At 58.4% G+C, this 25704-nt stretch carries 14 protein-coding genes; 4 read left to right on the top strand and 10 right to left on the bottom strand.

Annotated elements, in window-relative coordinates:
* Positions 1 to 69: 69 nt before the first annotated feature.
* Positions 70 to 2025 carry a site-specific DNA-methyltransferase gene (locus H7A87_RS17605; protein WP_119128215.1) on the top strand — a complete coding sequence of 652 codons (1956 nt, stop codon included), beginning with the start codon at positions 70 to 72 and terminating at the stop codon, positions 2023 to 2025.
* Positions 2022 to 4703 carry a DEAD/DEAH box helicase family protein gene (locus H7A87_RS17600; RefSeq protein ID WP_119128216.1) on the top strand — a complete coding sequence of 894 codons (2682 nt, stop codon included), beginning with the start codon at positions 2022 to 2024 and terminating at the stop codon, positions 4701 to 4703. The genes H7A87_RS17605 and H7A87_RS17600 overlap by 4 nt, the downstream gene beginning before the upstream one ends.
* A 47-nt stretch (positions 4704 to 4750) precedes the next feature.
* On the opposite strand, the gene H7A87_RS17595 is transcribed toward H7A87_RS17600, so the two are convergent.
* Positions 4751 to 7861 carry an AAA family ATPase gene (locus H7A87_RS17595; protein WP_180496786.1) on the bottom strand — a complete coding sequence of 1037 codons (3111 nt, stop codon included), beginning with the start codon at positions 7859 to 7861 and terminating at the stop codon, positions 4751 to 4753.
* 1 nt (position 7862) lies between these two features.
* Positions 7863 to 9623 (bottom strand): hypothetical protein, encoded by a 1761-nt coding sequence (locus H7A87_RS17590; RefSeq protein WP_147421077.1) that lies wholly within the window; start codon positions 9621 to 9623, stop codon positions 7863 to 7865.
* 819 nt (positions 9624 to 10442) lie between these two features.
* On the opposite strand from H7A87_RS17590, the gene H7A87_RS17585 reads away from it, so the two are divergent.
* On the top strand, positions 10443 to 11561 hold the full coding sequence (locus tag H7A87_RS17585) for a hypothetical protein (protein ID WP_119128219.1): 1119 nt from the start codon (positions 10443 to 10445) through the stop codon (positions 11559 to 11561).
* A 1308-nt stretch (positions 11562 to 12869) separates the two neighbouring features.
* On the opposite strand, the gene H7A87_RS17580 is transcribed toward H7A87_RS17585, so the two are convergent.
* The 7 genes from H7A87_RS17580 to H7A87_RS17550 all read right to left on the bottom strand — a co-directional run bounded on the left by H7A87_RS17580 (position 12870) and on the right by H7A87_RS17550 (position 22779).
* Positions 12870 to 14735 carry a hypothetical protein gene (locus H7A87_RS17580; protein ID WP_119128220.1) on the bottom strand — a complete coding sequence of 622 codons (1866 nt, stop codon included), beginning with the start codon at positions 14733 to 14735 and terminating at the stop codon, positions 12870 to 12872.
* Positions 14726 to 15223, bottom strand: coding sequence for an ABC-three component system middle component 2 (locus H7A87_RS17575; protein ID WP_119128221.1), 498 nt, complete (start codon positions 15221 to 15223; stop codon positions 14726 to 14728). The genes H7A87_RS17580 and H7A87_RS17575 overlap by 10 nt, the downstream gene beginning before the upstream one ends.
* Entirely contained in the window at positions 15220 to 16296 is a 1077-nt protein-coding gene (locus H7A87_RS17570; protein ID WP_119128222.1) for an ABC-three component system protein, read from the bottom strand. Before H7A87_RS17570 ends, H7A87_RS17575 begins: the two co-directional genes overlap by 4 nt.
* Positions 16297 to 16646: 350 nt before the next feature.
* Positions 16647 to 17753, bottom strand: a complete 1107-nt coding sequence (locus tag H7A87_RS17565) for a hypothetical protein (RefSeq protein WP_119128223.1) — start codon at positions 17751 to 17753, stop codon at positions 16647 to 16649.
* Between the two features lie 402 nt (positions 17754 to 18155).
* Positions 18156 to 18794 (bottom strand): hypothetical protein, encoded by a 639-nt coding sequence (locus H7A87_RS20895; protein ID WP_232087875.1) that lies wholly within the window; start codon positions 18792 to 18794, stop codon positions 18156 to 18158.
* 587 nt (positions 18795 to 19381) lie between these two features.
* Positions 19382 to 20407 (bottom strand): ATP-binding protein, encoded by a 1026-nt coding sequence (locus H7A87_RS17555; RefSeq protein WP_119128225.1) that lies wholly within the window; start codon positions 20405 to 20407, stop codon positions 19382 to 19384.
* Positions 20404 to 22779, bottom strand: a complete 2376-nt coding sequence (locus H7A87_RS17550) for a DDE-type integrase/transposase/recombinase (protein ID WP_119128226.1) — start codon at positions 22777 to 22779, stop codon at positions 20404 to 20406. Before H7A87_RS17550 ends, H7A87_RS17555 begins: the two co-directional genes overlap by 4 nt.
* Positions 22780 to 23845: 1066 nt before the next feature.
* On the opposite strand from H7A87_RS17550, the gene H7A87_RS17545 reads away from it, so the two are divergent.
* The gene (locus tag H7A87_RS17545) at positions 23846 to 24910 is read left to right on the top strand and encodes a DUF3800 domain-containing protein (protein WP_119128227.1); all 1065 of its coding nucleotides are present in this window, start codon (positions 23846 to 23848) and stop codon (positions 24908 to 24910) included.
* A gap of 33 nt (positions 24911 to 24943) precedes the next feature.
* On the opposite strand, the gene H7A87_RS17540 is transcribed toward H7A87_RS17545, so the two are convergent.
* On the bottom strand, positions 24944 to 25669 hold the full coding sequence (locus tag H7A87_RS17540; protein WP_147421078.1) for a hypothetical protein: 726 nt from the start codon (positions 25667 to 25669) through the stop codon (positions 24944 to 24946).
* Positions 25670 to 25704: the final 35 nt, after the last annotated feature.

Raw genomic sequence — 25704 nt, 5'->3', positions numbered from 1 at the left:
GCTGGCCCTGTGTAACAATCCTGAATGAACTGCGCCCAGGAGGCGCCCCGGAACACTTAGACCGAGATCATGACTCCACCCGACAAAGCAACAGATCTCCTCACCCGTCTTGGCCAACTAGGCGCCCCTGAACTGCGGCGACTGCTTGTAGAGCACCTCACCAAGCGGAAGCTAGGCCTGACGTGGGAGCGCAACGCCATCGAGCACGATGAGGCATTGAATGCTGATGTCGTGTTACCTCAATTGGTGTCGGAGCTAAGCCACAAACCTGCGGATGCGGGTGAGAGGTTCGTCCATCGCAACCTGGTCATTGAGGGCGATAACTTCGACTCGCTGCGCCTGCTTAAGGCCACCCATGCTGGCAGGATCCGGGTGATCTACATCGATCCGCCATACAACACAGGAAACAAGGACTGGGTCTATAACGACCGCTATGTCGGGAAGGCTGACAGGTGGCGACACTCTCAGTGGTTAGAGTTCTTGTATAGGCGCCTGCTGCTTGCGCGGGAGCTTCTGGCTCCCGATGGCGTCATTCTGGTGTCCATCAACGATGAGAACCGATCCCGACTGGAACTGCTGATGGATGAAGTGTTCCCGGGGCGGCGGCTTGGTAGCTTGGTTTGGCGGACGAAGGACACCGGTAACGACCTGTCTCAACGGTTCAGTCACGTCCATGAGCATGTGCTTGTCTATGCCAATCCAGGGTTCACTTTCAACGGCCGTGCCACGGATCGGAAGAAGTTCCGCAACTCGGATGACGACGAGCGTGGCGATTGGTCGCCGCAGCCACTGACGGCAAACAAGACATTTGTCGAGCGTCCGAACACGTACTATCCGATCCAGAACCCCATGACCGGGTATTGGTATCCCTGCGATCCGGACAGTACTTGGCGTTTCGCGTCGGAGCAGGAGATCAGGAGGCGACTCGACAACGACGAAGATGCAATCGCGGCAGCCCTTGATGGGCTGCGCAGCGACACCATCGAACAGCTGATCAAGAAGAAGTTGATCTATTTCCCGCCTTGCAATCCCGGGGATGTCATGCGGTTCGACACGCGGCACGAGTTGCTTTCCGCAATCCGCGAGGGGCGCGGGCCAGTCCTGCCCAAGAAAAAGACGCCGCTGTTGCGAGAAAACCTACCAGATCTGGACTTCTGGATCGGGAAGCCCATCGCTACCGGGCGGCCTTCTCGTAAGGAGCACTGGACTGCACGTCCCGAGGAAGAACGTCTGGCGCCCTTAAGCAGCTGGATCGCGGGTGTCAATGAGGAGATAAACGACGATAACGAGTACATCGAGGCCGTCGTCACGATGCGTAGTACCCGTGGTGGCGTCGCCACTGAGGAAGTGAAGTCGGTCCTGGGTGGGAAAGCATTCCCCTATCCGAAGCCACTGAGCCTGTTGAAGGGCCTATTGGAGCAAGCAACCCACAAAGAGGATACGGTGCTGGACTTCTTTGCGGGGTCCGGCACCACCGCTCATGCGTTGCTTCAGTTGAACGCCGAGGATGGTGGGCAGAGGCATTTCATTCTGTGCTCCAGCACAGAGGCAACTGACAAAGAGCCGGACAAGAATGTTTGCCGTGATGTGTGCGCGGCGCGGGTACGGCGAGTCATAGCGGGTTACAACGGCAACGCTGGGTTTTCGATGGAACAGGGTGGTGAGTTCGCCTATCTGAAGCTCAACAAGCTGGCAGTAGCGGACCTTCCATTCGAGGCCAAGACGGGTGACGCCGCAGCGCTACTAAGCCTGCGGTTGGCTCATGCGGTATGGACATTCGGTGAAAGGCGTGTCCAACACATTGCCAGGACAGATGGCTGCGACATCCTGCTATGTGCGGAGGTCAATACGAATGCCGTAGATGAGTTGGCCGCATGGCCTCGGGCTCATAATGTTCAACGCCTATCGGTGTACTGCGATCGCCCCGTTGCGTTGCAGGAAGCACTGGAGGAACGTGGTATCGATGCCAACTGCCATAGTTTGGCCGATGCGTTGCTGGGCGGTCAGGCTGGAGGGCGCGCATGAATATGGATTTTGTTGTCGCGCAGACATCCAGCCATGAGCCAATTGGCTTCCAGAAGGACATCATCAACAATTTGTCCGGAGCGTTGCTCAGCCACCCGTCGCCACCGGTCCTGTTGCGAGCGCCTACTGGCTCTGGCAAGACCTTCATGCTGGTGCGCTCCCTCTCCAAAGTGTCGATGGAGCAGGAAACTGTATGGCTGTGGTTCGTCCCCTATGTGAATCTGGTTCAACAGACCGAGGACGCCATTCTGGGCAACGCGGAGGGGCACCTCTTCCCTGTCATGCTGTCTCGTGGACGTAACCAAGAGCCAACCAAGGGCATGGTGTTGCTGTCCACGGCGGCGGGCGTGGCCAGCGCCAGGGATCGCAAGACGGGCTATTCCAGTGGGGCGGATGATGATCAGCGGGCGCTGAATGAGTTCGTCGAGTTGGCACGCGCCCGGAAGCTCAAGGTCGGGCTTGTTGTTGACGAGGCCCATATCGGCCTCAAGACAGGAACAGAGTTCGGTGCCTTCGCGATGTGGGTCAAGCCGGACTACATGGTCATGGCCTCCGCCACGCCTAAAGACACGGCGCTGGATCAGTTTCTGGCCCAGTCTGGCAAGGAAGCCCGCACGTCGTTCGTCGTAAGCCGGGCCCAGGCCGTCGAAGCCCGCTTGAATAAAAAGTACATCGAGGCGGTGAAGTACGACCTCCAGCGAACGATCTCCACGGTCGCCGACCTCAAGCGCACCGTGCTGCGGCAGGCATGGAAGAAACACCTGTGGTTGAAAAAAAATCTCAAGGCCGCAGGGATCGACCTGACGCCGCTCCTTCTAGTACAGGTCGCCAATGGTGACAAGACCGTTGAGGAAGCGCGGGACGATCTGATCCGGCTATGCCGCGTGCCGATGGGCGCCATTGGTGTTCACTCGGCCGATGACCCAGATCCGGTGCTGATGGCGGCCATTGCGAACGATCACAGCAAGGAAGTCCTAATCTTCAAGCAATCTGCGGGTACAGGTTTCGATGCTCCTCGGGCGTTCGTCCTGGCCTCAACGAAGCTGGTAAACGATGCCGACTTCGCCATGCAGTTCATTGGGCGTGTCATGCGTGTGGCGCCGCAAGTTCGTGAGGCTTTCCCAAAGCCACAAGAGATCCAGGACGCGCTGGATACGGCCTATATCTACTTGGCCGATAGTGATGCTCAAGCGGGCTTCCAATCGGCCGTAAACACCGTAGGGGCAGTCAAGAGCCAATTGGAAGGACAGACCGAGCAGATGATCGTCAAACACACCAAGAGCGGTGCGACTGTCATCACCAACAGAACGTCTTCTCAGTTGCCGGCGTTTTACGACAAGACCAAGCCGGTATCGATCATCCCCATCGATGAGCCGGACAGCGAAGAAGAGGCTGGGCTGCCAAGCACTGGCACTGCTCAGCCTAGTTTGTTCGGCAAAGATACGCAGGCCGATACAGGCACGACGATTATGGAGATGGACTGGGTGGTGGACGCCGCGCCCAAGTCGGCTGGTGTGCCTGCGGACGAGAAAGAAATTCTAGAGCGGCTTAAAGAACAGGGTCTCAGGGCCTACCGGCTCAACCTAAAGCTACCTGGCGTGCCCGAGGTGTTTCAGCGGGAAACCCGGCCCGAGATGTCCGACATGGCAAAGGTCTCGGCGCACGTGGCCACCCACCTGCCGCTGACCGAAGACAAGGTCGCCTTTGCCGTGCGGGCCGCCTACAACCTGTTGCGCGATAAGGAGATCCACACCGAGTTGACTAAGTATGAGGACAATATCCGCACCGAAGAGGTCACGGTCATCACGGATCGTGCGTCCCTCGCTAGGGATGCTGCGATCCACCTAAAGAAGATCCCTCAGGTGGAAGACGCCGATGTGCGGATCATTATCGGCACGCTGGCCGGCCGGCTGAAAGAAGATGTGGCGGTCCCTCCCTCTGATGCCGGCTCCTCGGTGCTGAGCGACAAACAGCTAGATCGCCTAGCGCGCGATGCGGCGTGCTGGGTGGTGCGCCGTGAAGCCCAGCGGATAGGTGAAATGGTCCAGGACGCTATCGCCGAGTTCGCGACTGTCAGTAACGCTTCGCCGCTACCGAACTTCCTCCTGTATCCCTTGAGCAAGGCGCTGGATCAAGCACCGAAAAATCTCTACGGCATCGTTCCGCCCTTGGACACTACGATCACGAGTGCCCGTGACAACCTGGACATTGAAGGTCAAACGACGATGTTTAAGGAAACCCTGGCCCATGTCGGCGGCATAATTTCGGTGTTCGGGATCGACGGATCGGCCGGCGTCAATCAGGAGGAGCGCGAGTTCATCCAGTCCATGGAGCGGGACGACCATGTGGTTTGGTGGCACCGAAACCCTTCACGTAAGCCTTGGTCCGTGCGGATCGTGCGTAGTGAGCACAGGAACTACTTCTACCCGGATTTCGTCGTCTGCTTGGAGTTCCCGAACGGGGAGAATGCCGAGATGCGCATGGTGGAGACCAAGGAAAGCACAAAGGACGCCAGCCGCAAGGCACAACGTACTCCGAAGGTTTACGGCAAGGTCCTATTCGTCACGAGGGAGGATACACGCCTTCGGATCGTCAATGACGACGGGAGCTTGGGCGATGAGTTCGACTGGGTTGATCTTACGCCGGCTTGGAAATGGATGGCGGCGCGTCGGAGCTAGGTGTCGGCGAGGCTCACAGTTTAGTTCCGTAGGGTGGCCGCCTCGAACTACGGTTCGCGAACCAAGCTGATGGTCTTGAACGCTTCCCCCATGAAGCTAAATTTCTTTGAAAACAGTGACGCCACTCGAGTGTCCGCTGTGGCAAAGAATATTTGCCTTCCCGAGTTCACCGCGAGATCACGCAGGTAGTCAAGGAACGACAGAGCGTTGAGGTCGTCGACGTGCGCAATTGGGTCGTCGATGAGTAGGACTGGAGGAGCTGCCGCGGCGGTGCGATTCCTGGCAAGGAAGATGGACAAGGCAAATGCGGAACGCTGTCCTGTGCTGACCTCGTCAAGCGTGCGGGCGTCATGACCATCTGCGGTCCGCAAGAGGACGTCAGGGCTGCCAACGTACTCATACTCGCGAGGGGAATGGATGCGCGAGAACACCTCATTGATTTGGTCGCCTATGGCATCAAGCGCTTCCCGCGTCGCGTTTTTCAGGGAAGCGTTCTCAATGAGGTCGTCTAAGACCTTGCCTGCTTCCAGAAGCGCCTTCTCCTCGTTACGATGCTTCTCGAGGCTGAACTTCCAGTCAAGAATATTCTTCGGCAGATCTTTCTGCTCGGCCGAGCTCTCCGAATCGCTGCGCGACGCTTCGTCAGCTTGCTTGAACGCTGAGGCCACGGATGTGATGCGTGCCTGAACCTCTACGAGCGGAGCATCGTCGTCGACAGAAAGGTAGGAGCGAAGCCCGGCAGCATTGTTTGTAGCGGCAAGGAACTCGTCTTGCAGCGCAACGAGCGATGCGAAGGTGCCAGTTGGCTCGACGCGCGTGACCCAGCCGTCAACGACGATAGACTGAGCGAAGGCCCGGATGGACTCAACAAAATCTCCCATGCTGGTGCGGCAATCAATCAAAGAATTTCGGGTCTCTTCCATAGCGTCCGACTGACGCCGCCGTTCATCCGACGCAGTGGCGGCGGTGAGATTACTTGACTCTATGTCGAATAGCCCAGCGATTCGGCCCAGCAACAAATCGGCCTCGTTGCTGGAAAAACCCGCGCTTCCCAGATCTTGGCCTTCCTTGATGACACGCTGGAGTTCCTGCTCCGCCTGGCTCGCCCGCTCACGCAATGCGACCAGCTCTTCAAGGACCTGCTTGGGCGTGGTCCCCACCAACTGCAACTGCGCCGCATACTTTTGACACAGCTCCACGGCGCTCGCCCCCCGCGCCGCTTCGCTCGCTTCGTCCCCCGCCAAGCGTAGCGACTCCGCAAGGCCCTCGACCTCCTGAGTGGTCTCCGGCCCTGAGGTGAGTCCCTCAATGAGGTGTCTCAATGCGCCCCTAGCATGTACCGTGTGGCAGACCGGGCACATGTCCGGATTCTCCGACGACTTGAGCGCCTCCAACGCTGCGTCCTTCAGCTTCGCCGCCGCAGTTGCGCGAGCCGACGCGGCCCGGCCGTGAAGGTCCAGGGCTTGCTGAGCGCGAGTCAACCTCGCCTGGGCGGCAGTAGCCGCTTCGCCCGCAGCCTGCAGCGCATCTTGCATCTGGAGAGTGGCGTACTGCTGCGGTACCTGCGGGAGGTCTCCGGCGACCAAAGCTCCAAGACGTGTGGCCAGTCGTTCGGAAACCTCGCGGGCCGTCTTGTATCGACGGCGCACGTCAGGAAACCCCGCAGACTCATACGTAACCCACCGGTCCAGGTTTTTGATGTTGGCCTCAAGTTCCTCCATCTTTGAGACGAGTCGCTTTTCTCGCTCGACGCTCCCAACTAGCTGCGTCTCGACCGGCTTCGCGTTGCAGACCGCGGCCTCCAGTCGCGCGGAGCGCTGCTCTAAATCCTTCATGGTTCGAGCGGCACCTCCGAGGGAGACGAGCGCTTGCACGTGCGCCAGCGCGGCAAGAAGCTCCTGTTCTTCCTTTAGGGTGGGCACGCCGGTTTCAGATGGCCTCTTCCAACCGAGGCCTGCTAGCGCGGCGCGATATGCGTCAGTCAGCGTTTTTGCCGTGGACGGCTTGCCTTGCAGTTCTGTCAGTCGCCGTTCCATGACGGCCAACTCCGCTTCCAGCCCATCGGCGCGACGCTGTGCTTTGTCCCAGGCCTTGTCCACGTCGGCGCGAATCTTCTCTATGTACTCGAAGGTCGTCGAAGCCGAGGAGCCCACTAACAACCGGCTCAACTCCTTGGTGATGTCATCGGGTTTCAGCTTGCCCGATAAACGATACGCGGCATCGGTATCGAGGAAGTTGTAGAGTGAGAAGCTGTCAACAATGTCGGCAACGAGTTGTTCCTTCCGGTTGAACCAAGCAAGATTTCGAGCCTTAATTCGAGGCCCGTCGTCAGTGGATGCAAGCTCGACGGTACCGCCGCCCGCACGAGGTAGCAGCTTTCCTTTGATGCGAACCGGCCCGACAGTGGTGCTTCTGCGGTTGTTCCCGCAGTAGAAGTACTCGATGGCCTCGAGCAGAGAGGTTTTACCGCTTCCGTTCGCGCCTGCGAGTAGTGTGACATCACCGAAGTCATAGCTCTTGCCGTCGTGGACCGGCCGGAACGCAGCAATGTCCAGACTGAGCAATTTCGCCGTTGCCAGCGGCGTATCGGCGGCGTTCAGCTCTTTCACTCGCAGCTTCTCGTTCGAAGCCGCACCAGCTGTGCGCTGGGCAATCTTCTCCACCACGGTGGTGCGAGGCGTGGGGGCATCGAGCAACAGCTCGAGCCCAGCTGCTGAAAGTCGCTGACGCCAATCCGTCAGTACGTCATAGGTGCTCCCATGCTCCGCCGCATCGAACAGCTTCGGCCCGCCCAGCAGGGATTTGAGGTCAGCTTCGGATATGACGCGCTTGCGTGCGTAGTCCTTGTCACCCTCGATTGCGGCCTTCGCCGCGGCGAACTCAGGATTTGCAGTGGAGTTTGGGCCGGCGACGAAGTAGAGGTATTTGTTCCAGCGCAGGTCACCCGGCGCTTCGAAGAAGTCGTCAGCAAGGATGCGTTCTTGGAAGTCACGCAAGTACAGCGAGCGCTCGACAACTTTATCGGCGAAGTCCACATAGGCAACAGCGTAGGTTCGTTCCCCGAGCTTTTTCTCGCCGCGCACGACGGAATCGTCGACATCGTGAAGCCCGATCAGAAGCTGTTTCAGTGCATCACGTGCAGCTTGCATCTCAGGCATCTTATTGCTCCCCTGTGATGGAGGCCATGCTGCTTCCATCGTATGTAATGTCAGTCTGTTGCTTGATGTCGGCGAACTCCGTGACGCCGGTGACCGTGCGATAGCAGATGGCCACGCGGTTCTGGTGGCTTTTGTTTTCTTTTCGCAGGAGTTCGAACGCGCTTTCGCCAACCCTCTTGACCAATTCCATCGGTGGGTTCTCGCCGAGATAGGCCACCAAGGCGGGACGCAAGCCTGGTTTGATGACGTTAGTGTTCGGTGAGTTGGGAGACCAAGCTATGGAGGCTCCGCCGCCGCCGAGATCTTTTATTTGCGCCGGCAGAGGACCCGTCTGGAGGATGTGGCTGAGCACCGCGACGCGGCTGATGCGCTGTTGACGATTCTGGGACGCGGTGACGTCGCGGTCGAGCTGAAGGGTGGCGCGAGCTGTAACTTCAGACTCTGGAATGCGGCACACATCCAGGTTATCAACGCGATACCACTGCTCTTTCATGCTTTGAGGGCCGCATGAAAGAGAGATTGCCCGCTCGATGTGTAGTCGGTTATTGATGTCTTGAAGGCTTTGGAAGGCCGTGGTGACTCCCGGGTTCGCGTTGATGACCTCGTTCCACCCGGTCTCTGGACAGCTGGTGCTTTCCAGCCATGTACCAGCGTTGATATCCCAACTGAACCGCGAATCAAGTTGCGGGCCGATGAGCACGTCGTGTACCGCTGGGCCATCCTGAAGGACTTTGGGGACTGTCAACGCGAAGACGGCCTCGTCATAGTGAAAGTGCAGCACGTGGCGCTTTTTCTCATGCCAGGTGTAGTACAGACCCTTTGCCTCATTGCTGGCAACCTCTTCATCTTTCACTGAGCAGCGACGCCGAGGGACATACCAAGCTGAACCGCTCTCGTTATTCCAGGCGTCCGGCGCGTGGTCAGATGAATCGTACTGGACCACGTTGTGAGCCCAGTTCAAGCAGATGATGTCGCAGTCGGTCTTGACCTCACTGCGCCGGAAGACTTCGTTCCGATACCTGCGGTAGTCGGTCTGCTTTGGCTTCGGGTTCAGCTGGATATGGATGAGAATAGTTCTGTCTGATAGCTTCTTATTGGCATCAGCATCCTCGCCAAGGTCCAGCGCGTCGGAGCAGATGATGGTCGAAAGCTTAATGTTTTCGTCTTTGCCCTTGAACCGATAAATGGCACGGCCGCAACGCAGCTGCTTGTTCTCAAAGCCGTGGTCGTCTCGGGATGGGGCAGTCTTGAACTGGAAAAGGACAACTCGCTTGAGCGTATTCTCCGCGTCGCGGGTGAGGAAGCAGTAAGCGACAGGGTCGAAGTAGTTGCCCTGCACGGCTGGAAATGGGTCTTCCTCGTAGATGACATCGCAATTTCCGGCGCAGTCGGCCTTAAAGCTCGCAAGCCTCGCGGGGGTCATGCTCTCACAGCCAAGCACCCAAAGAGCGCCCTCATCGGGAAAGGGTCCGCCTCGTGCAGCCTTCTCCAGGGAGCTAACCGGGAGGAAGTACTCAGGCGTGACCACAAGTTGATCGCCGCGCTGCGCAGCTAGTGCAAGGAAGCTGTCTGCCCGGGCGGCTGCGGCGGCAATGTCTAGGTGGCCAATTCGCTGTGTGTCCGCGTAGATCGGTCCGGAAGGCTGAAGAAGTAGCGTGCGATAGCTCTGGTGCGTCGCTTGAAGCAAAGCAAGGTCGGGCGTTTGAAGTCCCAGCAAATCTAGAACGTCTTTGACGTCTCTGATGCATACAGGCAAAGGCATTTCCCCTTTCGTGGCGGCCTCTTTGAGGTGATATTACCAGCGCGTTGGGCAGGCAAGGAGACAGACGGCAGTTCGGCCATCCAAAACGCTTCTCTGGCATGCAACTGGGCGCAGGCAGCTTTGCCCTCAAACTGTCCGGAGTCGTCCTATTCGCGCCGGCTCAAAAGTAAGTCAAAAAGTGAGGGGAATCCCAACAGTTTAGAAAAATAAGTGAATGAAAAAACAGATGCGGCAGCTTTTCGCGTGCTGGGGGGCGTGAAGTCACTGCGTGAAGCCTGCTTGGTGTAAGGGATCCTGGCGGAGATTGCAGTTGCAAAAAAGAGTTGGCCTTCGGCGCACGTGACGCAGCACCATCCTAGGGCGTCGCTGTGGGTATGGCCGGAGGCGGCGGCCTTCGTACCGCCACACCCTTTCGGAACAGATCAGGAGTGGGAGCCGCAGTAGGAGCCTTTGCCGCATAGCGAGTCGCCTGGCTGGGTTGACTCGGGCGCCCGAGAGAGCGAAGCGTTTCTCCATGGAGGGCGGCCGGCCAAATATTGGTTTCCAGAGTGCATCGAAGGCTTTCGCCACCTTTAGCGCTTTAGCGCGTTGTCATTACGCATCGAGGGGGCCAAAAAACTCCGCTTCTGGCCGGTAGTGCACTGCAGCGGTTGGAATTGACAATCGACCGCCGTTGGCAATAGCCTGAGTCAGGCGCCCGCCCTGCTTGCACACGAGCAAAAACAGGTCTGACACTGATCGATTCGACTTCTGGCCAAGTTGCCGGGGATTTAAACGTGTGTGCCTGACCCGGATCGGCTTGGCCATCGAGGGCGAGTCATGACCATCAAAGAACAAGTTTACCGTGCGCACGCTTTTTTACAGGCACGTTGCGTCACGTCACTCAAGCGCAGCCACGTCCACGAACTGCTCACCGCCGCGGTGGGCTACCGCACCTACGCTGGGTTCCAGCACGACGCCACCTGGTGCAGCGTGCCGTTTAGCTTCACCGGTATCGATCCCGACCCAGGCGCCGTCCGGTCCCGTTGCCGAGAGCTTGGCCTTCCTGCGGACGAGGCTGAGCGAGTCGTTGAGGGGTTGCCGATTTTTCTGCGCGACGCTGGTCACGCCCCGGTGCGGTTCGATGCGCTGATCGCGGCGGTCGAAGGTGTCGACAAGGACTCCGACTGGCATGAGTGGGTATGGACACACGTTATCGAGCCCGCGGACGGCGCCCTTGACTTCTATTTCGAGCACCAGCGATTGCTGCTGGAAGGCTTAGAGGCGGCGGCCCAGCGCGGGGCGCCGGACGCGCACTTGGCGATCGCGAAGCTGCTCGAGTCCGAGGCGGTGGCGTTTGGCGACGAAGACGAACGAGTGAGAAGGCAAGTAAAGCGCGAGGGCACGTGGACGAGCCCGTTTGTGAGCTTCGTAGACGTTGAGGCCAACAGACTACGCGCAGAAGAAAAGCACCGCGACCACCTGCTCGCTGCGGCCCGAGGCGGAGACATTCGCGCGCTTATGGAAACGGCCGAACGCTACGGCGACCCAGCAGTTCTCGAGCGCCCTCCGTCCGCCGAAATGGACCCGATGAGCATGGTCGATATCGCAAGCGAGTACGGAGATCGAGAGACAGCGCGCTATTGGCTAACGGCCGCTGCGCAGGAAGGCGACATCGGTGCAATGCGCGAGTTGATCCTCGACCATAAAGAACCAGACGAGCGGGCGTGGGTTTGGATGCACCTGTCCCGCCTGCTGGAGCACGACCTGAGTAAAGACAGGTACGAGGCTATCTATGAGGATGGCTCGCCTTATGACGATGACGTCGGGGGACCTGCCTACGTCGGCGGCGATGAGGGCATCGACTTAACCCCGCTCCCGAACGACGCCGATGCCGTCGCGCGCCAGACGGCCGAGCAGCTATTCGCTCAGATCAACGCCGAACCTGATCGCATCTGACAGCGACTCTGGTTCGACGCTAGGGGCACCGGCGAACATCGGCGCCCCGCTGTCCACCCTAAGTTGCGATTCTTGGTGATTGGCGGCCAGAAGCAGTGGCTTCCACGTCCAAACCTTCCCAGTCCCAGCGAACAAGTTGGGCGGGGAGACTTGCTTGAGTGGTTCTTGTTTTTTTCTGCGAAAATTGAGCACTTATCTCAGTGCCGCCCTCTCGGACGTTCAGAGTTGTCCAAAGAAGTCCAGCAGCATTAGATGGAAAAGTGAGTCAAAGTGTGAGTCTAGATTTTAAAGATGTTCCGAAAAATCAATATTTTTCATCTACTTAGTGTTCTAGTTCGGTTGTTGGTGGGCCACCAAAAAGCATTTCAGGGATGTGCGAGTGTTCTTGTAAGCATAAGTTGGCCGTATTGGACAACTTATGATGTCAATGCAGGCATAAGTTGTCCGGTGCAAGCCACTGGACTGGTGTCGCAACGCTAGGCCGCCGGGGTGAAGGCCTTGCCGGTGCCAGCGCTGGCTTCGACAGGCCCACGCCGTGCAGAGGCAACTGCAGATACGGGTCGGCAGGCGCACGCATTCGGAGTCGTCCTGGGCGCCGTGCCAGTGAATCAGTTGGCGAAACTCACCGCCAAAGCAACTGCTTGCGGAATTTTTAGCGATACAGAACCCGAAGCGGCGAATTCTGCACCGGCGTATCCCCTATGTGCCCGCGAAAAATCTTAGGACTCCGCTGAACAGGGATCCTCTAGGATCGTCTGCAACGGCTTGGCGTAGTAGAGGCTGAAGGTCGCCACTGCTTTCCCATACGCCAATGTTGTGTAACACCGTTGGACGATTTTCGCAGCTTGGTCCTGCTGCACCCGGGCGAGGTCCAAGTGATTTGGCGACGAATGCTTCAAAGCACTCGATAGCGTGCCCTGGATTGCTCCGTGGCAATCCAACGCTCCGAGTGATTGGGTGATAGAGCACCAACACCCCCAGGACTTCTTCTACTTCCTGCGACTTCGTCCCCTAATACTATCTTGGTAGGCGCACAAGCCCTCCTTCTCGATAGCACGCTGATGGCCTGTAGGCTGTTTCCGACCCGTAGTGGTCGTTCGCAGCATCTCGGTCAACGTAGTTGTGCAGCCACAGCAGTCCGTCGCTTCGACGGACTGCGTCCCAAAACCACCCATTTAGTCTTTTTCATATAGAACTCTTGGATCAGAAGCGCCGCGACTTCACCGCCGCTACCCTCCACAGTCCTTACGGCGATTAGTGGTGCGCGCTCGTCAGCTGGCGGTCTGGTTCGGAGGCACGAGTAGCGCATTACGCAAGCTTGTCGAACTCGGCCCCGTCGCTCGGCCCTGGCTGCGCAATCTTCGGTCTGGGCGGATAGAACCCTTGCCGTCCGCGCGTGTAGTCGTCGGTGAACTCGATAGCACGCAAAGCGCTGGCCGTGACCGGATCCACCGCTTCGTTTTCCAGCACGACAATTTGGCCGGGGCCTTGGAAGCGGGAAAGCCAGGTGTAGAAACTCGTATTCACCGTGGCCGCAGGGATCTCCCGGTCGTTGTCCGGCGTCTCTTTCTGGGCGTATGCTTTTAGAGGCGAATCCAGCACCACGACGCCGAGGTGAGGGTGGTCACTTCTTAGAGCATGCTGCATCAAAGCAATCGTCATTGCGGACAGGAACAGACCACGTTTGCCCGCGCCATAGCTGAGGCGACGGCGGCCATCAATGACCAGGTCGCAGGCCTTTGGATCTACGTATACAGACTGGATGGACGTGAACCCCCAGTCGTTAAGCATCTGGCGTGCGATCGTTCCGACTTCGTCTCCGTGCTGTCCAACATTGCGAACTAGGGCCGTCTGTTTCTGTTTCGTTGCATCCTTGAGGCGCGCGATTTCACCCGTCAGCCGGACGGCTTCATCGAAGGCGTCGATCAGAGATGAAAACCGCGTATGTGACTCGGCGAGATCGCGTGGGTCTGAGTCAAACTCTAGCGACGAGCTACGCAGCACCGCCTTCTCTTGCTCCTCCAATGCCTTCAACGATGCTGTGAGCCGCTGCACATCAGCCGCAGCGGAGGTCAGGCGCATCTGCTCTTGGGCAAGCGATGGTTGCAGTCCGCGACGGAGTGCGCGGATCTTTTCCGCCTCTGCTGCGATCGCATCGCGGTACCTAGTCGGCGCTCTAGGATTCAGGTTGTCGGGATCGACGTGCTGCTCCACGGGGGTGCCGCAGAGAGGGCATGGTGTCTCGGCCAAAGCCTGGAAGAATGCGATGCCTTCATCCGTGGCTCCGAGGCGGGCGAGGTCGCTTGCATACTTCAGGTCCAGTAGCATGAAACGCTCCCGCATCGATGTGGCGCTGGCAAGTTGTGTCGTCTCGATAGTGAGAGCGTCTCCCTCAGCGAAGATCTGCTGTCGCAGTTCCTTTAGGACCGAAGAGCGCACCTGGAGCTGCGTGGCGAACATATCTAGACGCTCATCGACTTGTGCCAAGGCTGCGACTGTGGATGCCCGATCTGTGCCCGCTGGAATGATGCCTTGCAGGCGCGCCAGTTCCGCCTCGGCCGCCGCCAATCTCCCCTTGGCCTGGTCTTTCTCGGAAGCGGTCTTGTAAAGATCGACCGCGGAGTCATCGAGGCCGCTAAGGAATAGCGAGTAGGAAGAGACATGCTTGTCCGAACCATGACCCTTGCCCTTCGTAGCATCCTCGGAAATCATGCCGGGCTGGGAGAGGAGCGCCCAATGCCGCAGGTCGTCACCAGTAAGAGGACCTTTTTCACTTCGCTTGCGAAGCACCAACTTACCTGCGGCTCCAGATAGCCTGACGAGCAGTTCGCCAAGATCCTCATCGACGTCTTCGAGCGGGTTCGGCGTACCGTCCGGAACCCAAAGATTACTCATCCGCATCTGGACACGTGCGGCGCCGCCAGACATCGCCTTGCGAACAACGTACTCATGCTCACCATGCAGGAAGGCAAGCTCCAGCGAGTTGTATCCCTGTAACTCCGGGAACGGTTCGGGTGTGCCGGTACCGCCTAGCAAGAACCAGATGCACTTCCAGATGTGCGACTTGCCGGTCTCACTGGGGCCGCGGATGAGGGTGCGACTACCGTCGAACACGACTTTGGCGGGCAGTAGCTCCGGACCATGCACCGACAACTGCTTCAGCGTTATTGCCATTGGTGTCCCCTCGCGGTGGCACCTTCAAATTCAGCGCCCCACAGGTGGCCTTGCTGAGCGAATCTCTCGGTCATGTCTTTTGAGCTGAGGGTGGAGAAGGTGGTGGCTGCCCAGCGGCACCGACCTTCCAGTTCCCGCAGGTAAGGTGACGTCAGCGCACCGACCATGCTTCTGGCGCGGTCGCCGGCGAAGTAGGTGATGCCGGTCTCATCCATGGAGACGGCGACTAGGCCACGAGTGCTCATCAAGTACAGGCTTTGGGCGATGAGGTCGCGGCGACTCATGTGTTCGCTGCCACGATAAGGGACCGGCGTATGAAGGCTGGGTGGACCGCCAAGATCGTCGGAGTACACAATGGCGTAGTCGAGTAGAACGAGCTTTTGGAGGTCGGCACCAGCCGGCTGTAAGGAGTTGAGCAGGTACACCATCCTAACGCCCAATTCGAATGGTGAGTTGAAAGCAATGAGGGGCTTGGATTTTCGTCTCATTTGACCCACTTCAGCCCATCTCTAATCACCAGGTGATGGCAAGTGCCGGGCAGGTCACCCCCGCGAAGTTGGGGCGACAGACGGCTCTCCTGGACCTGTAGCGTCGACGCTCGTTCTACGGCTGCGTCGACCCGTTCCATGCCCGTCTTAAGGCGAAGTTGCGCGACCGTAGGGCGGATGCCCGCATGGACCATGTCCAGTAGCCGATCAAACTCCGGTTCGTTGGGGTAGATGTCCCGGCTGAACCGTTGCAGGCCCTCCGCGCAGTAGAAGATTTGTCGATGCGAATCAAAGTGGTCTTCGTACTCGCTGCCCGGGAGATCGGCAATGGCGACAGGCGACGCCTTGTGCTCGGTGTAGACGCGCAAGAGCTCGTCGACATACACCTCCTCGTGTCCCGCTGGCTTGGCGGGCATCGGATCATCGTCGCCGCGTTTAGGGACGATACCGAACAGGTGATAGTGGGCGGCCTTGTCGATAGCATGCCATGCCAGCAGGTCGTGTACCGGGCACTCGATGAAGCGATCGAAGTCGAAATCGTCAATGGCAGCCTGGACCTCAGGCGTGAGCTCTGCAGCTCTGCTTTTCATGCCGGTTTTCTCGTTCTGCCATGCATCAATGAACTTCGCCTTGAAGGCCAAAGCCCCCGAAGCCATCGTGTTGTGGAGCTCGTTTCCGACAGCATGCGGGCAGCAGAAGTAGTAGTAATTCGGACGCGGGTAGGTCTTCAAGGCCAACTGCTTGAAGAACTTCGCCATCTCGGGAAATGCATCACTCTGCGTCAGTCCCTGCTTGTAGTGCTTGGCTTGGTAGAGGTCCCAGCCGTCACGCACCAACACCGCGCCATACCGCGCCTCGATGTCGCGGCCACCGTCGCCTGCGCCGCCCAGTCGCTTTACAACTGCATAGGGGACGCCACCTGGCAGAGTTCTCTGGCGCGCGGCGGCCAGGATGAATTCCTCCCATTGATCGGGATTCAGCAGAAGAACTTGCGACGATGGCTGTATGACGCCGCCCGCTGTGACGTGCTGGGTCTTCCGCGGCTTGCGGCTCGTGCCTGGTTTTGATGGCATGGATTTGGACTTGTCCTTGGCCCGAAATTCTCAGTGATCGCGCAAGCGCAGATTCTGCAAGCTAGCACGTAGTTTGGTACATCCCTAGATTGCGACAACTATGATCAAAGCTTGCTTGTTGCGGATGGTGTAGTGGGCAGTCGTTGAACTAGTTGTCCAGCGCTTAGTGCCGCAAAGCAGTCGTCGGTGAACGTTTGCAATCAGTCTGACGCTGTCGCTCAGAAGTCCGCAGCGTCAGGCGGCTCCTGGGAAGCAGCTCCCACGTAAAGGCGTGCCTCGTGATTGCAACGCTTCGCAAGCTTCACTGATGCGACTGCATGGGCAGAAGCCATGGATTTTGTTTCAGGGATTTATCGGGCGGCTCCTGTGGCAAAGTGCTCAACTGTTCGAAGCCCCACAACTGAGTGTTGGTGGCCGAAGAAGCCGAGGAGCTTCGTGAGCTCCCGGCAGCCGCTTGGGGCGAAGGTCAAGTTGTTTACCTGTGTCTGGACGCGATCGAACTTAGGTACCCAGCGACCAACATCAATCTTCGTGTTGAGCTTGAACCACCCCCACCCAATGTTTAGTGTCGGCGCGTCGTCCGGCACCCTGCCGAGTGCACGCTGGACCTCCCGGCCTAGACCGTCGAGACGCTTACGTTCGGCGGCGATCGCCTCGAACTCTCCAGCAGATACAGCTTCCTGGAATTGGCTGAGCCAAGCGCGCAATTCGGACAGTTGGTCACGCATCTGTGTAGCCACTACGAACAGGTCACCAAGCGAGGTGGCTTCTCGAAGGACCAATGCCGGCAAGGCAGGGAGTATGACGCGGACGCCGACGACCCCATTGTCCGATCCCGATGCCGGATAGAGGGCATCCCGATGCTTGGCGACCTGTGCCTGGAACTCACCCAGCGCTATCGGAGGCAACGGCAGGGCCAGCCCGGCCCGCTGGAATAATCGCCTCCTGAGCGGATGGGGCGTGTAGGGGCTGGCATAGACCCACGCCCGGGCCAACATACCTGCGCCTCCCCACACCAGCTGCGAAGTGAAGACGTGAGGAGTTGTCTCGTTCTCTTTCCAGGCAGATTCGTTGGTTGCCTGCTCCTTCACCATGGCGTCGTTGAGGAGCAACCGCCGAAGGAAAGCAGCCCTCGGCTCCTCAAGCCGCTCGGGATTCTGCAGAAAGCCGTGGGGCCTTACGATCGAGCGCAGCGCCAGCTCGCTCAATGCGTCTCCGCGCCCAAACCAGGCATCGTGGAAACGGTCATCGACCAGGATCTGGTCGCGCAGTACGACATCGGTCAGCAGATCGAACAGCGCCTCGAAATCAATGGCGGCCTGCGGTATCGCCTTAGGCGTCTGCCCTGGGTCGGTCAACGGTGCAATACCCGGGTTGTCATCTGGATCTATTCCCTGCGCCATAAGGTCGCTGACAGCCTGCAGCGACCAGTTGTCCGCGATAACCCGCTGTCCCATCAGCCGTCCTTTGCTAGAAGAAAGTGAACCGAGTGCCCAAAGCCACACCATTACAGTCCAGCAAGTCAGACCGGGGCCACGACCGGACCCGGCCGCGCAGAACCGCCGCTTGTCACGATGCCAGCATCGTCGCACTTCGCGGCCCTCACCAAACGCACTGGAGTTAAGACCAGAACTCTAGCCGAACTGGCGAGCGATCATGGACACCGTGCTGAAGGCCAGGAGGTGATAGCACAGAGACAATGTTAAGTCCCGGCTATGGCTCACACTCACCGTGCTCTGGGCTGGCAGTGGGCTCCTGTTCCTGTTCATGGTGGTGCTTCAGTAGATTGCACTGTGGTCCCTGAGTCTCTAGCGCCGGCCGAAGCGGAATACAGCTAGAAATCAACCTGGGCCAAAGCTTCACCACGAGCCATCTGAGCTGCAATCGACCAGCCCTCTGACCATGTGGACTGGCGCACCAGAGGCCGCACAAACCTGGACTACGAATTCTTTGATGGTCAGCTGCGCACGCACGTCAGCTCGTGCGGCAATGGCCGCGATCGCTCTTTCCCTTAACTTATTTGCCTTGCTCCTCTTCCACTTCAAATGCTTTTCACTGAGCGTCGTCGTCAGGTCCCGGAAGGTGCCACGAGCAGCCGAAATACTGAAATCGTTATTCCTGCAAAACTCTTCCGAAGACGGGAATGGCGGTCCGCTTTGAATCGCCAACTCCAGCTTGGCTTTGAACCAGGCGGTTCGCTTCTGTCGTAGATGCGAGGACGGGCGAGCAACCCGTGTCTTGGGTGGCCGCTTGATGTCCAAGGTTGCCTGGCGTGCGGCTTGTGATGGGTCCACGATTAGCTGTAGGGTATCGACACCGAAGTGTGTCGCCACTGCGACCAGCGTGGTCAGCTGCGGCTTGGCAGGCAGACTTCGGTTGTGAATGATGTCGCCTAAGTGCTTGGCAACATATTGTTCTGCGCCCTCTATACCCTGGAAGAACCTCCGGACCGGATGCGTCTGCGCTGCCCCCATGGAGCCGATGCCACGAACGAGCACCTCGATCTGCTCCTCCCCGAACTCAGGCCGGGGGGCATATTCCGCTTTCGTGACCTTCGCAGCTAGGCTCTGCCTACAGAGCCTGCAGAGATGGAGCTCCTCTCGGCTTGAGTCACTGGCTTGGTAAACGCCGCAATGCGGACAGCTAGAACGCAAGCGAAGCCTATGCACACTACATCGCCTGTAGCCCTGCACGCGCCACACCAATCGATCATATGTGGGCTCGCCTGACACAATGTCGTCTCTAAAGCAGCCGGGGCACCAGGAGCGCGAGTGGGCGATCGAGCCGATGCAGTTCGCAGCGCATACGTTCCTGAGCGGCAGCAACGTGCATCCTGTGAAGTCGATGCCCAGCGCGTCGCGGAGGGCCTCAACGGCCAATGAGACATTTGGGCTGTATCCGTCCCAACGCAGCTCTTCGCATCGCGGCAGATATCTACCCCGCTCAAACTCCCACCAATCGCGAAGGTTTGTCACAAACTGGTGCCGGGTTACACCGTGCGCTACCGCGAGACGCTGCAGCACGGACGAGAGGCACTCCACTTCAAGCGCTCCGACGGCGACAGGCCGCACCGAAAAGTAGCGCGTCATAGCGCCATCTCGGGCTTCGCGAGAGAGTCACGCGTCGGCTTTCGCCTCCCTGGTTTCAGCCGTCGAGCTTTTCGGCCTGTACCCGCCTCACTTGTCGAATGAGTGCTGCTTGCGTTCTCCCCTTGGCGCCCACTCTCTATAGGCCTAAGGACACTCTCCCCATAGTCAATCTCGCTGGCTATGGCATCGATCTGCTGAAAATAGCGCACCTTTCGAAAGTGCTCACTCCGCAGCCGCGTGGCACCTGATGCATCCATCTGCCCCAGTGCGGCGAGCACCCAACTGCTGATAAGACCACATGAACCCAAGGTGCCGTCGTAGACAAGATCGCTCATGGAGAGGAGCGAATCACCTCTCGCCCATGGGAGAAGCTGGTCGAACGTAGCCAGGATCGACTCGAACTGCCTCATCTGGGCATCGCTTCTTCCGTAGCGTGGGAACTCGATCAGCGTGAGCCTGCCATTGAAGTGCGCCGAGCAGAAGCATCCCTTCAGAAGCTCGTAGCCCCCAACAAGCACAATCACCGCACCAGTCTCGTTGCCCAAGCACTTCAGAGACTCAAGCGCAGCCTCCCTACCACCGCTATTTTTGATCCTTAGAAGATGGTGCGCCTCGTCGACGATGATCAGCTTGGTCTCTCTGTGCTTGATCGCCCTTCGGAGCGCCAACCGTGCGTTCGTTTCGGTCTGTGATACACGGGACTTTCCGCTCGACGTGCCGTAGAACGGGTGCTCTAACTGGCCAAGTAGATCAAGTGTCAGATATCTCATCGACATGAAGCCGGCATCGGTCCTACTACAATCGACCACGACGTAAGGAATGTATCCATCCTGCATCCGCGGATACACCTGCTTCGCTGCAGCACGGATGGCTGTGCTCTTGCCGACCCGTGTCGGGCCCACCAGCGCCAGAACGGAGCCCGGCACGGCAAATGTCATCTGCGAAACGGCAGCTCTAATGGTCTGATCGAAGTGAAAGTGCCTCACTTTGGCACTGGCGATGCTATCGCGCAGGGGCATCATGACCAGTATTCCGTCTTCAGAGTGGCCGCCTCGATAGGTCTTGGCGGCAACTTCCTCCTTGTTTCCGCACGATTGGTTGGCTTCGTTTGCACCGCCTTGGGGCCCAGCGAGGCAGCGAGCTGCCTGGAGAGCTTGGCCGATGCCATCGCAGCCTCCTTCAGAAGCGCACCACGCACATCCGAGGACTCCAGATAACGAATGGACTCAAGCGCAGGGGTGAAATCTTTGCTGAGATCCATCGTCGCCGGAGATCCATGGCGACACGGGACAAGCACGCCATCGACGAGGGCATACAAGGTGTTCATGTCCCAAGGCTCTTCGAAGACCTTGAGCCTCTTGCCGTGCTCCTTGGGCTCAAAGAGCTTCGGATGGGTGAACCAGCGGCCCAGGTGCCGAATCCCGCGAGCCAGGTCGACTTTCAACAAATTCTTCAGCGGCATCGCAGTGAGCGCTAGGAAGTCGAAGTCGAAGGAGGTCAGCACACCGCTCTCGGGAAAGAGGGACAGCGCATTAGTGGATTTGGTGGACCGACTGTCTACATCGCAACGCGCTGTACTGGAATTGAAGAGCTCGAATACGAATCGATCGATTGCGTTGTAGGCGTCAACAAGCGTCCAGGCTGCGTGTGATCTTCCCTTATGAGTAGCGACCGCGGAGCGACGTCTGCCGTCATTGTTGGTGTTGCCATGCTGCGAGCTCAGGAACGCCTTCAAGGAATGGAACCATCCCTCGATCGTGCCTCCATACCTGGGCCGCCCCGGCGGCCGACGCTGGATCGCCACCCCCAGCCGGGCAAGCACTACTTCGAAGTACTCGGAGTGGAACTCAGCGCCATTGTCGACCACGATCGTTTCGGGCAATCGTCCATGCCGCCTGACGCAGTCCCGGACTACTGCTAAGCAACTGTGGCGACTTGGAGCTTTGAAGCTAAGCGACACAGCCAGAACAGAGCCTGTTGCCTCGTCGCGCATCGCCGTGAGTTGCGGACGTCGCGTGTGCCTCTTTGCTCCATCCGCAACAAGGACATGGATGTCGCAGAGATAGTGGTCGACATGCGCGCGCTCAAAAGCTCTGACAGGTGAAAGATACCTAGAGACCGGTGCAACGGGCTGTGCTGCCGCGGCAGCTGCGCGTCCTCCGCTGCGTGCTGCAGCTAAGTCCTCGGCGGGAAGACACCTGCTACGCGCAGCATACGTAACGTACGAGACCGCCATGGAGGACTGGGCCAATGTACCTCTTGCCACAGCTCCTTGATGGTCGACTAAGTACTGGCCGTAGGCAGCCATGCGCGAAACGCACAGCTTACTCAGATAGTGCTCGCGCAAAGACGATAGGAGTAGGACTTCCTCGTCATCGGATAGGCGTGGGGTCCGATTCCCCTTGCTCCGATGATGCGGCCGGAGGCCGAGCGGATCGCCGTTCGACGTTTGTAGTTTCCTTCTCCACCTGCGTACGCTTCTGTGGGAGTGATGGGACTGAATTTCGCCACGCAGAATAAGGAGGCGATGATGAGCTTCCTTCAGCTCAAGGCTCGATAGCTGGGTCAACGCCTGGCTGCCAGTTGCCAGTGCTGCCAGGGCTGAAACGTGCGCTTCGATTGCATCTTTGGATCGGGAAATTAGGCACTCGTCTGGTACCGAGAGCCGCCAGCGATCGAGATCAGTGAACAGACCGCCTTGCTCGACAAGACGCGCAATTGGCGTTGCTGTCGCGATATCGGCATCTAGCATCAACTGCCCGATGCTCAGTACCTTGCTAGCTGATAGTGCGGCGAGAGCCTTGCTCAACCTTCTTGCACCTTCCGGATCCACGGCGGCCTCCCGCACGTGAAGCATCAACCGGCAGTTGTCGGCGCGAACTTTGTGCTCCTGGCCGCTTGAATAGACCAGATGCGGTAAGCCGATTTCTGAAAAGTGTTCGGAGGCGGCCGTGTCGTGCGCTACTCCTCCGCTCCAGGTCCAGCGATGAGGGTGCTCATGAGACAGGCGCTCGCATTGATCAGCGGGCTTGACCTGGACGACTTGGACCTCATTGCGCCTCACCACCAAGAAGTCGGGCACGTACGCGCATCGACGACGATGACCTTTTTTATCTCGAATGACGAGGGCGATGTTCGGCGGTTGCTCCCAGTATTCAAGGACATCCGTGTCGAATTCCAACTGGATGGCCAAGATGAACTCTTCCGAGCTTTCCAGCGCCACAGTAGTGCCCATCTTGGCGCTGGGATAGCGCCACACTGTGTTGTGGCGGCCGTTCGACTCGACTCTGCGCGCGGGGTTGCTGGACCTGGCTTGGCTCACGTAGTCGATCGCTAGTTGCGACAGACACAGACGCTTCGCGTATTTCCTGAATTCGGCAGTGGTGATAGGCATAAGGCCTCCTACACCGCGGTTGCCCGCGGCGGAAAAAAAGAGAAGGCTCGCGGCATGCCGCGGGGCTTGACTTCTTTGGAGGGCTACTCGCAATATCTAGCAACGGGCGACAATCCGTAGGCTAGACTAAAGGCCGCACACTGCAATGTGCGGCCTTTGCTTTTGAGGGCCCAGTGGCTGAACTAGCTCATGGGGTGATCTCCTCTCTGTTCAGGGATTGCTGGAGCCAGGCGCAAAGCTCTTCTCGCCGCGCGAACCAGCCTCGACGCCCCGGAAGAGTGAACATTGCTATCTCAAGGCGTCCCGTTCTGCGCGCCTTCGCCAGCGCTTCCCGAGACGGGAACCCCATCAAGCGTGCCGTATCGGCCGCTGAGAGGATCGGGCTATTGGGAACTATTACGCCGGAGGGCAACGGGCTCCATTGAGCAGGATCTGAGCGTGTAGAAGTGGTCTCAGCAAAACTGGACATGCTTAGTCGCGCTCCATCCGTTCCAGGCCTTGTCTAAGTGACGTAATAGCCTACAATTGAAAACAATGCAAGTTATTGATTTGATTGATATATTTATATCGAACTTAGCCGCTGGCGAGGAGCGAACGTGAGAAGTGGACAGTCGGATCATCTCGACGGGCAGTCGGAGGTTGACGACCAACGACCTGGCGCAGCCGTGCTTCCTTTCAGGCTAAAGCCCGAAGTCAGTGGATATGACGTCATTGGAATAGAGAAGCTTGAAGGACTAGAAAGGATACGCAAGCGTTCTGATGTCACATGGCTTGGAAAGAGCGCAGTACCTATTGCGGTGTTGCACGAGTTCTCGCGCATCCTAGACAGTCATCCAGAGCTTCGTGCGATGAGGATCCTCGACCATGAAGGTCATGAAATGACTCTGTGGACGGGCGATCTTCCCAATGGATACGGCTAGCGCTTTCCAAAATTGCGACCATCGCCGAGGCAGTGCCGTGGCTTTCGCAACTTCAGAATCATCCCTTTCAGTCACATCGCCGATTTTTCCGCGATGACCGACACCTTGCTCGCCGGCGAGAGCCAGCCAACGGATCGATAGCCGCTATGGCAACCGTATTTTGTGACGAAGCCGGGAACACCGGCGCTAATCTTCTCGACGGAACCCAGCCATTCTTCGTGCTGGCGTCCAACAACTTCGCGGCCGAAGAAGCCGAACAGCTTTTGGATCACGTCCAACTGCCTCGAGGTTCCGAGCCCAAGTTCACTACGCTTAGAAAGTCGGTTCCAGGTGTCGCCAAGCTCATTCGGTTCCTGTCGGATCCGCGGCTCAGCTGCGAACGGGTTGTCGCCGACGTGTTCGACAAGCGATTCATGGTCGTCACCAAGTTGGTAGATCTGGTGGTGGAGACGCTGATCCATAAAATAGGTGGGGACCTCTATAAGGACGGGGCAAACATCGCAATGTCGAATATGCTGCATCACTGCATGCCAGCCTTTTGCGGCCAAGAGAACACTGATCGATTCCTGCTGTCATTTGTTGATCTGGTGCGCAAGCGTGGACCGGAGCATGTTGCTGCGTACTACGAAGCGGGACGCGCCATGCTTGAAGCATGCGATAACGAGCCTTTCAGAAAAAATCTCTTCTTCTTCACCGATCAGAGTCTGTTCACCAGTTGGTTCGGCGACGAGATCGACTCGCAGGCTCTGGACCCAGCGATCCCGGCGCTGTTTGGCCATATTGCGGTTTGGGGGGCGCGGATCAGTGACAGGTTTGACGTGATCCACGATGATTCGAAGCCTATAATCGCCACGCAATCAACCTTCGAGAGCATGATGGCGAGCTCCGGAGAGGAGTCGAGGTTCATCGGCTACGACCGGCGGAAATTTCGGTTTCCGCTTCGGGCGAAGTCGCTTTCGCAGGCAAACTCGAAGATGCATCCGCAGATCCAAGTCGCGGATCTATGCGCTGGCATCATCAATCATTTCAGCAAGTGCCGGATGGCCAACGACTTCGACGAACTTGCGACGGCCACACGCGAGCTCGGCCGGACCAAGTGGGTATTCGATAATGTGCTTCCAACAACAGATGTCACGCCACAGACGCTAGGGACGGCCGAAGCGGGAGGAAACAATCCAATAGACGCCATCGTCGACCACCTATCGCGGTAGACCCTGCGGAGCCTCAGTAACCCAAGCCCTTGTCTAGTCATCGCCGTTCCTGCCCTGGCGCTCGCCGTCCTTCGATTGCTGGAGTTTTGCAGCCGGCAGGCTGCTCCTCAAGGGCGTGACGGACGCCATGAAAGTATTCTCCCAATAAGCCTCGCACACTAGCTCGCCGTCACGCTCAAACCAGTGCGTTTCGCCGGGCAACAGATCGTGCGGAAACGGGTTGGTCGCCAAAGGGTTGTGAAAGGCCTCAAGTTCTTGGCACCAGCACTCGCCTCCGGCCCATAGCGCGGTGTACTTGTCGCTGAGGATATCTTCTTCGAACTCTATAGGCTCCAGGGCATCAGATGTCCTGTCATAGATCACGCCTCCGCGCACCATGCTAAGGCCTGGCGGCCGGATGCCCGCTAGGAAACCCATGCGATTGAACTTCGTCATCGTGCCCGCGTTGCTGAAAATAATCGCGGACAAATGGGCATAGGCCGGGTTCCGGAAAATCCCCGCCGGGATGGGGTCCGGATCCCGTAGCTGCGTAATTCGCTCTTCGATGACGCCTCGTCCCGTCGGCGTGTCGGCGACTACCCGGTATAGTCCATACAAATACGAAGGAAGCGCCTCGCGCGTCCACGCCATCGACGCGGATCCATGGAAGTCCACCACGGCCAACGCGAACGGATGTCCTGTGACATGAGGAAGTTTGACGTTGCTTCGCTGCAGCTTGCTTCGTATGGTCTTCGCGAACCTCGCCGAAGCCGGGCACATCAGACGCTCCTCGCGATCCTTTGGCGCATATATGC

The sequence above is a fragment of the Xanthomonas sp. CPBF 426 genome, from assembly GCF_903989465.1.
Taxonomy (GTDB): domain Bacteria; phylum Pseudomonadota; class Gammaproteobacteria; order Xanthomonadales; family Xanthomonadaceae; genus Xanthomonas; species Xanthomonas euroxanthea.
The sequence above is the reverse complement of the archived record's forward strand: the minus strand, read 5'-3'. Positions and strand labels throughout refer to the sequence as shown.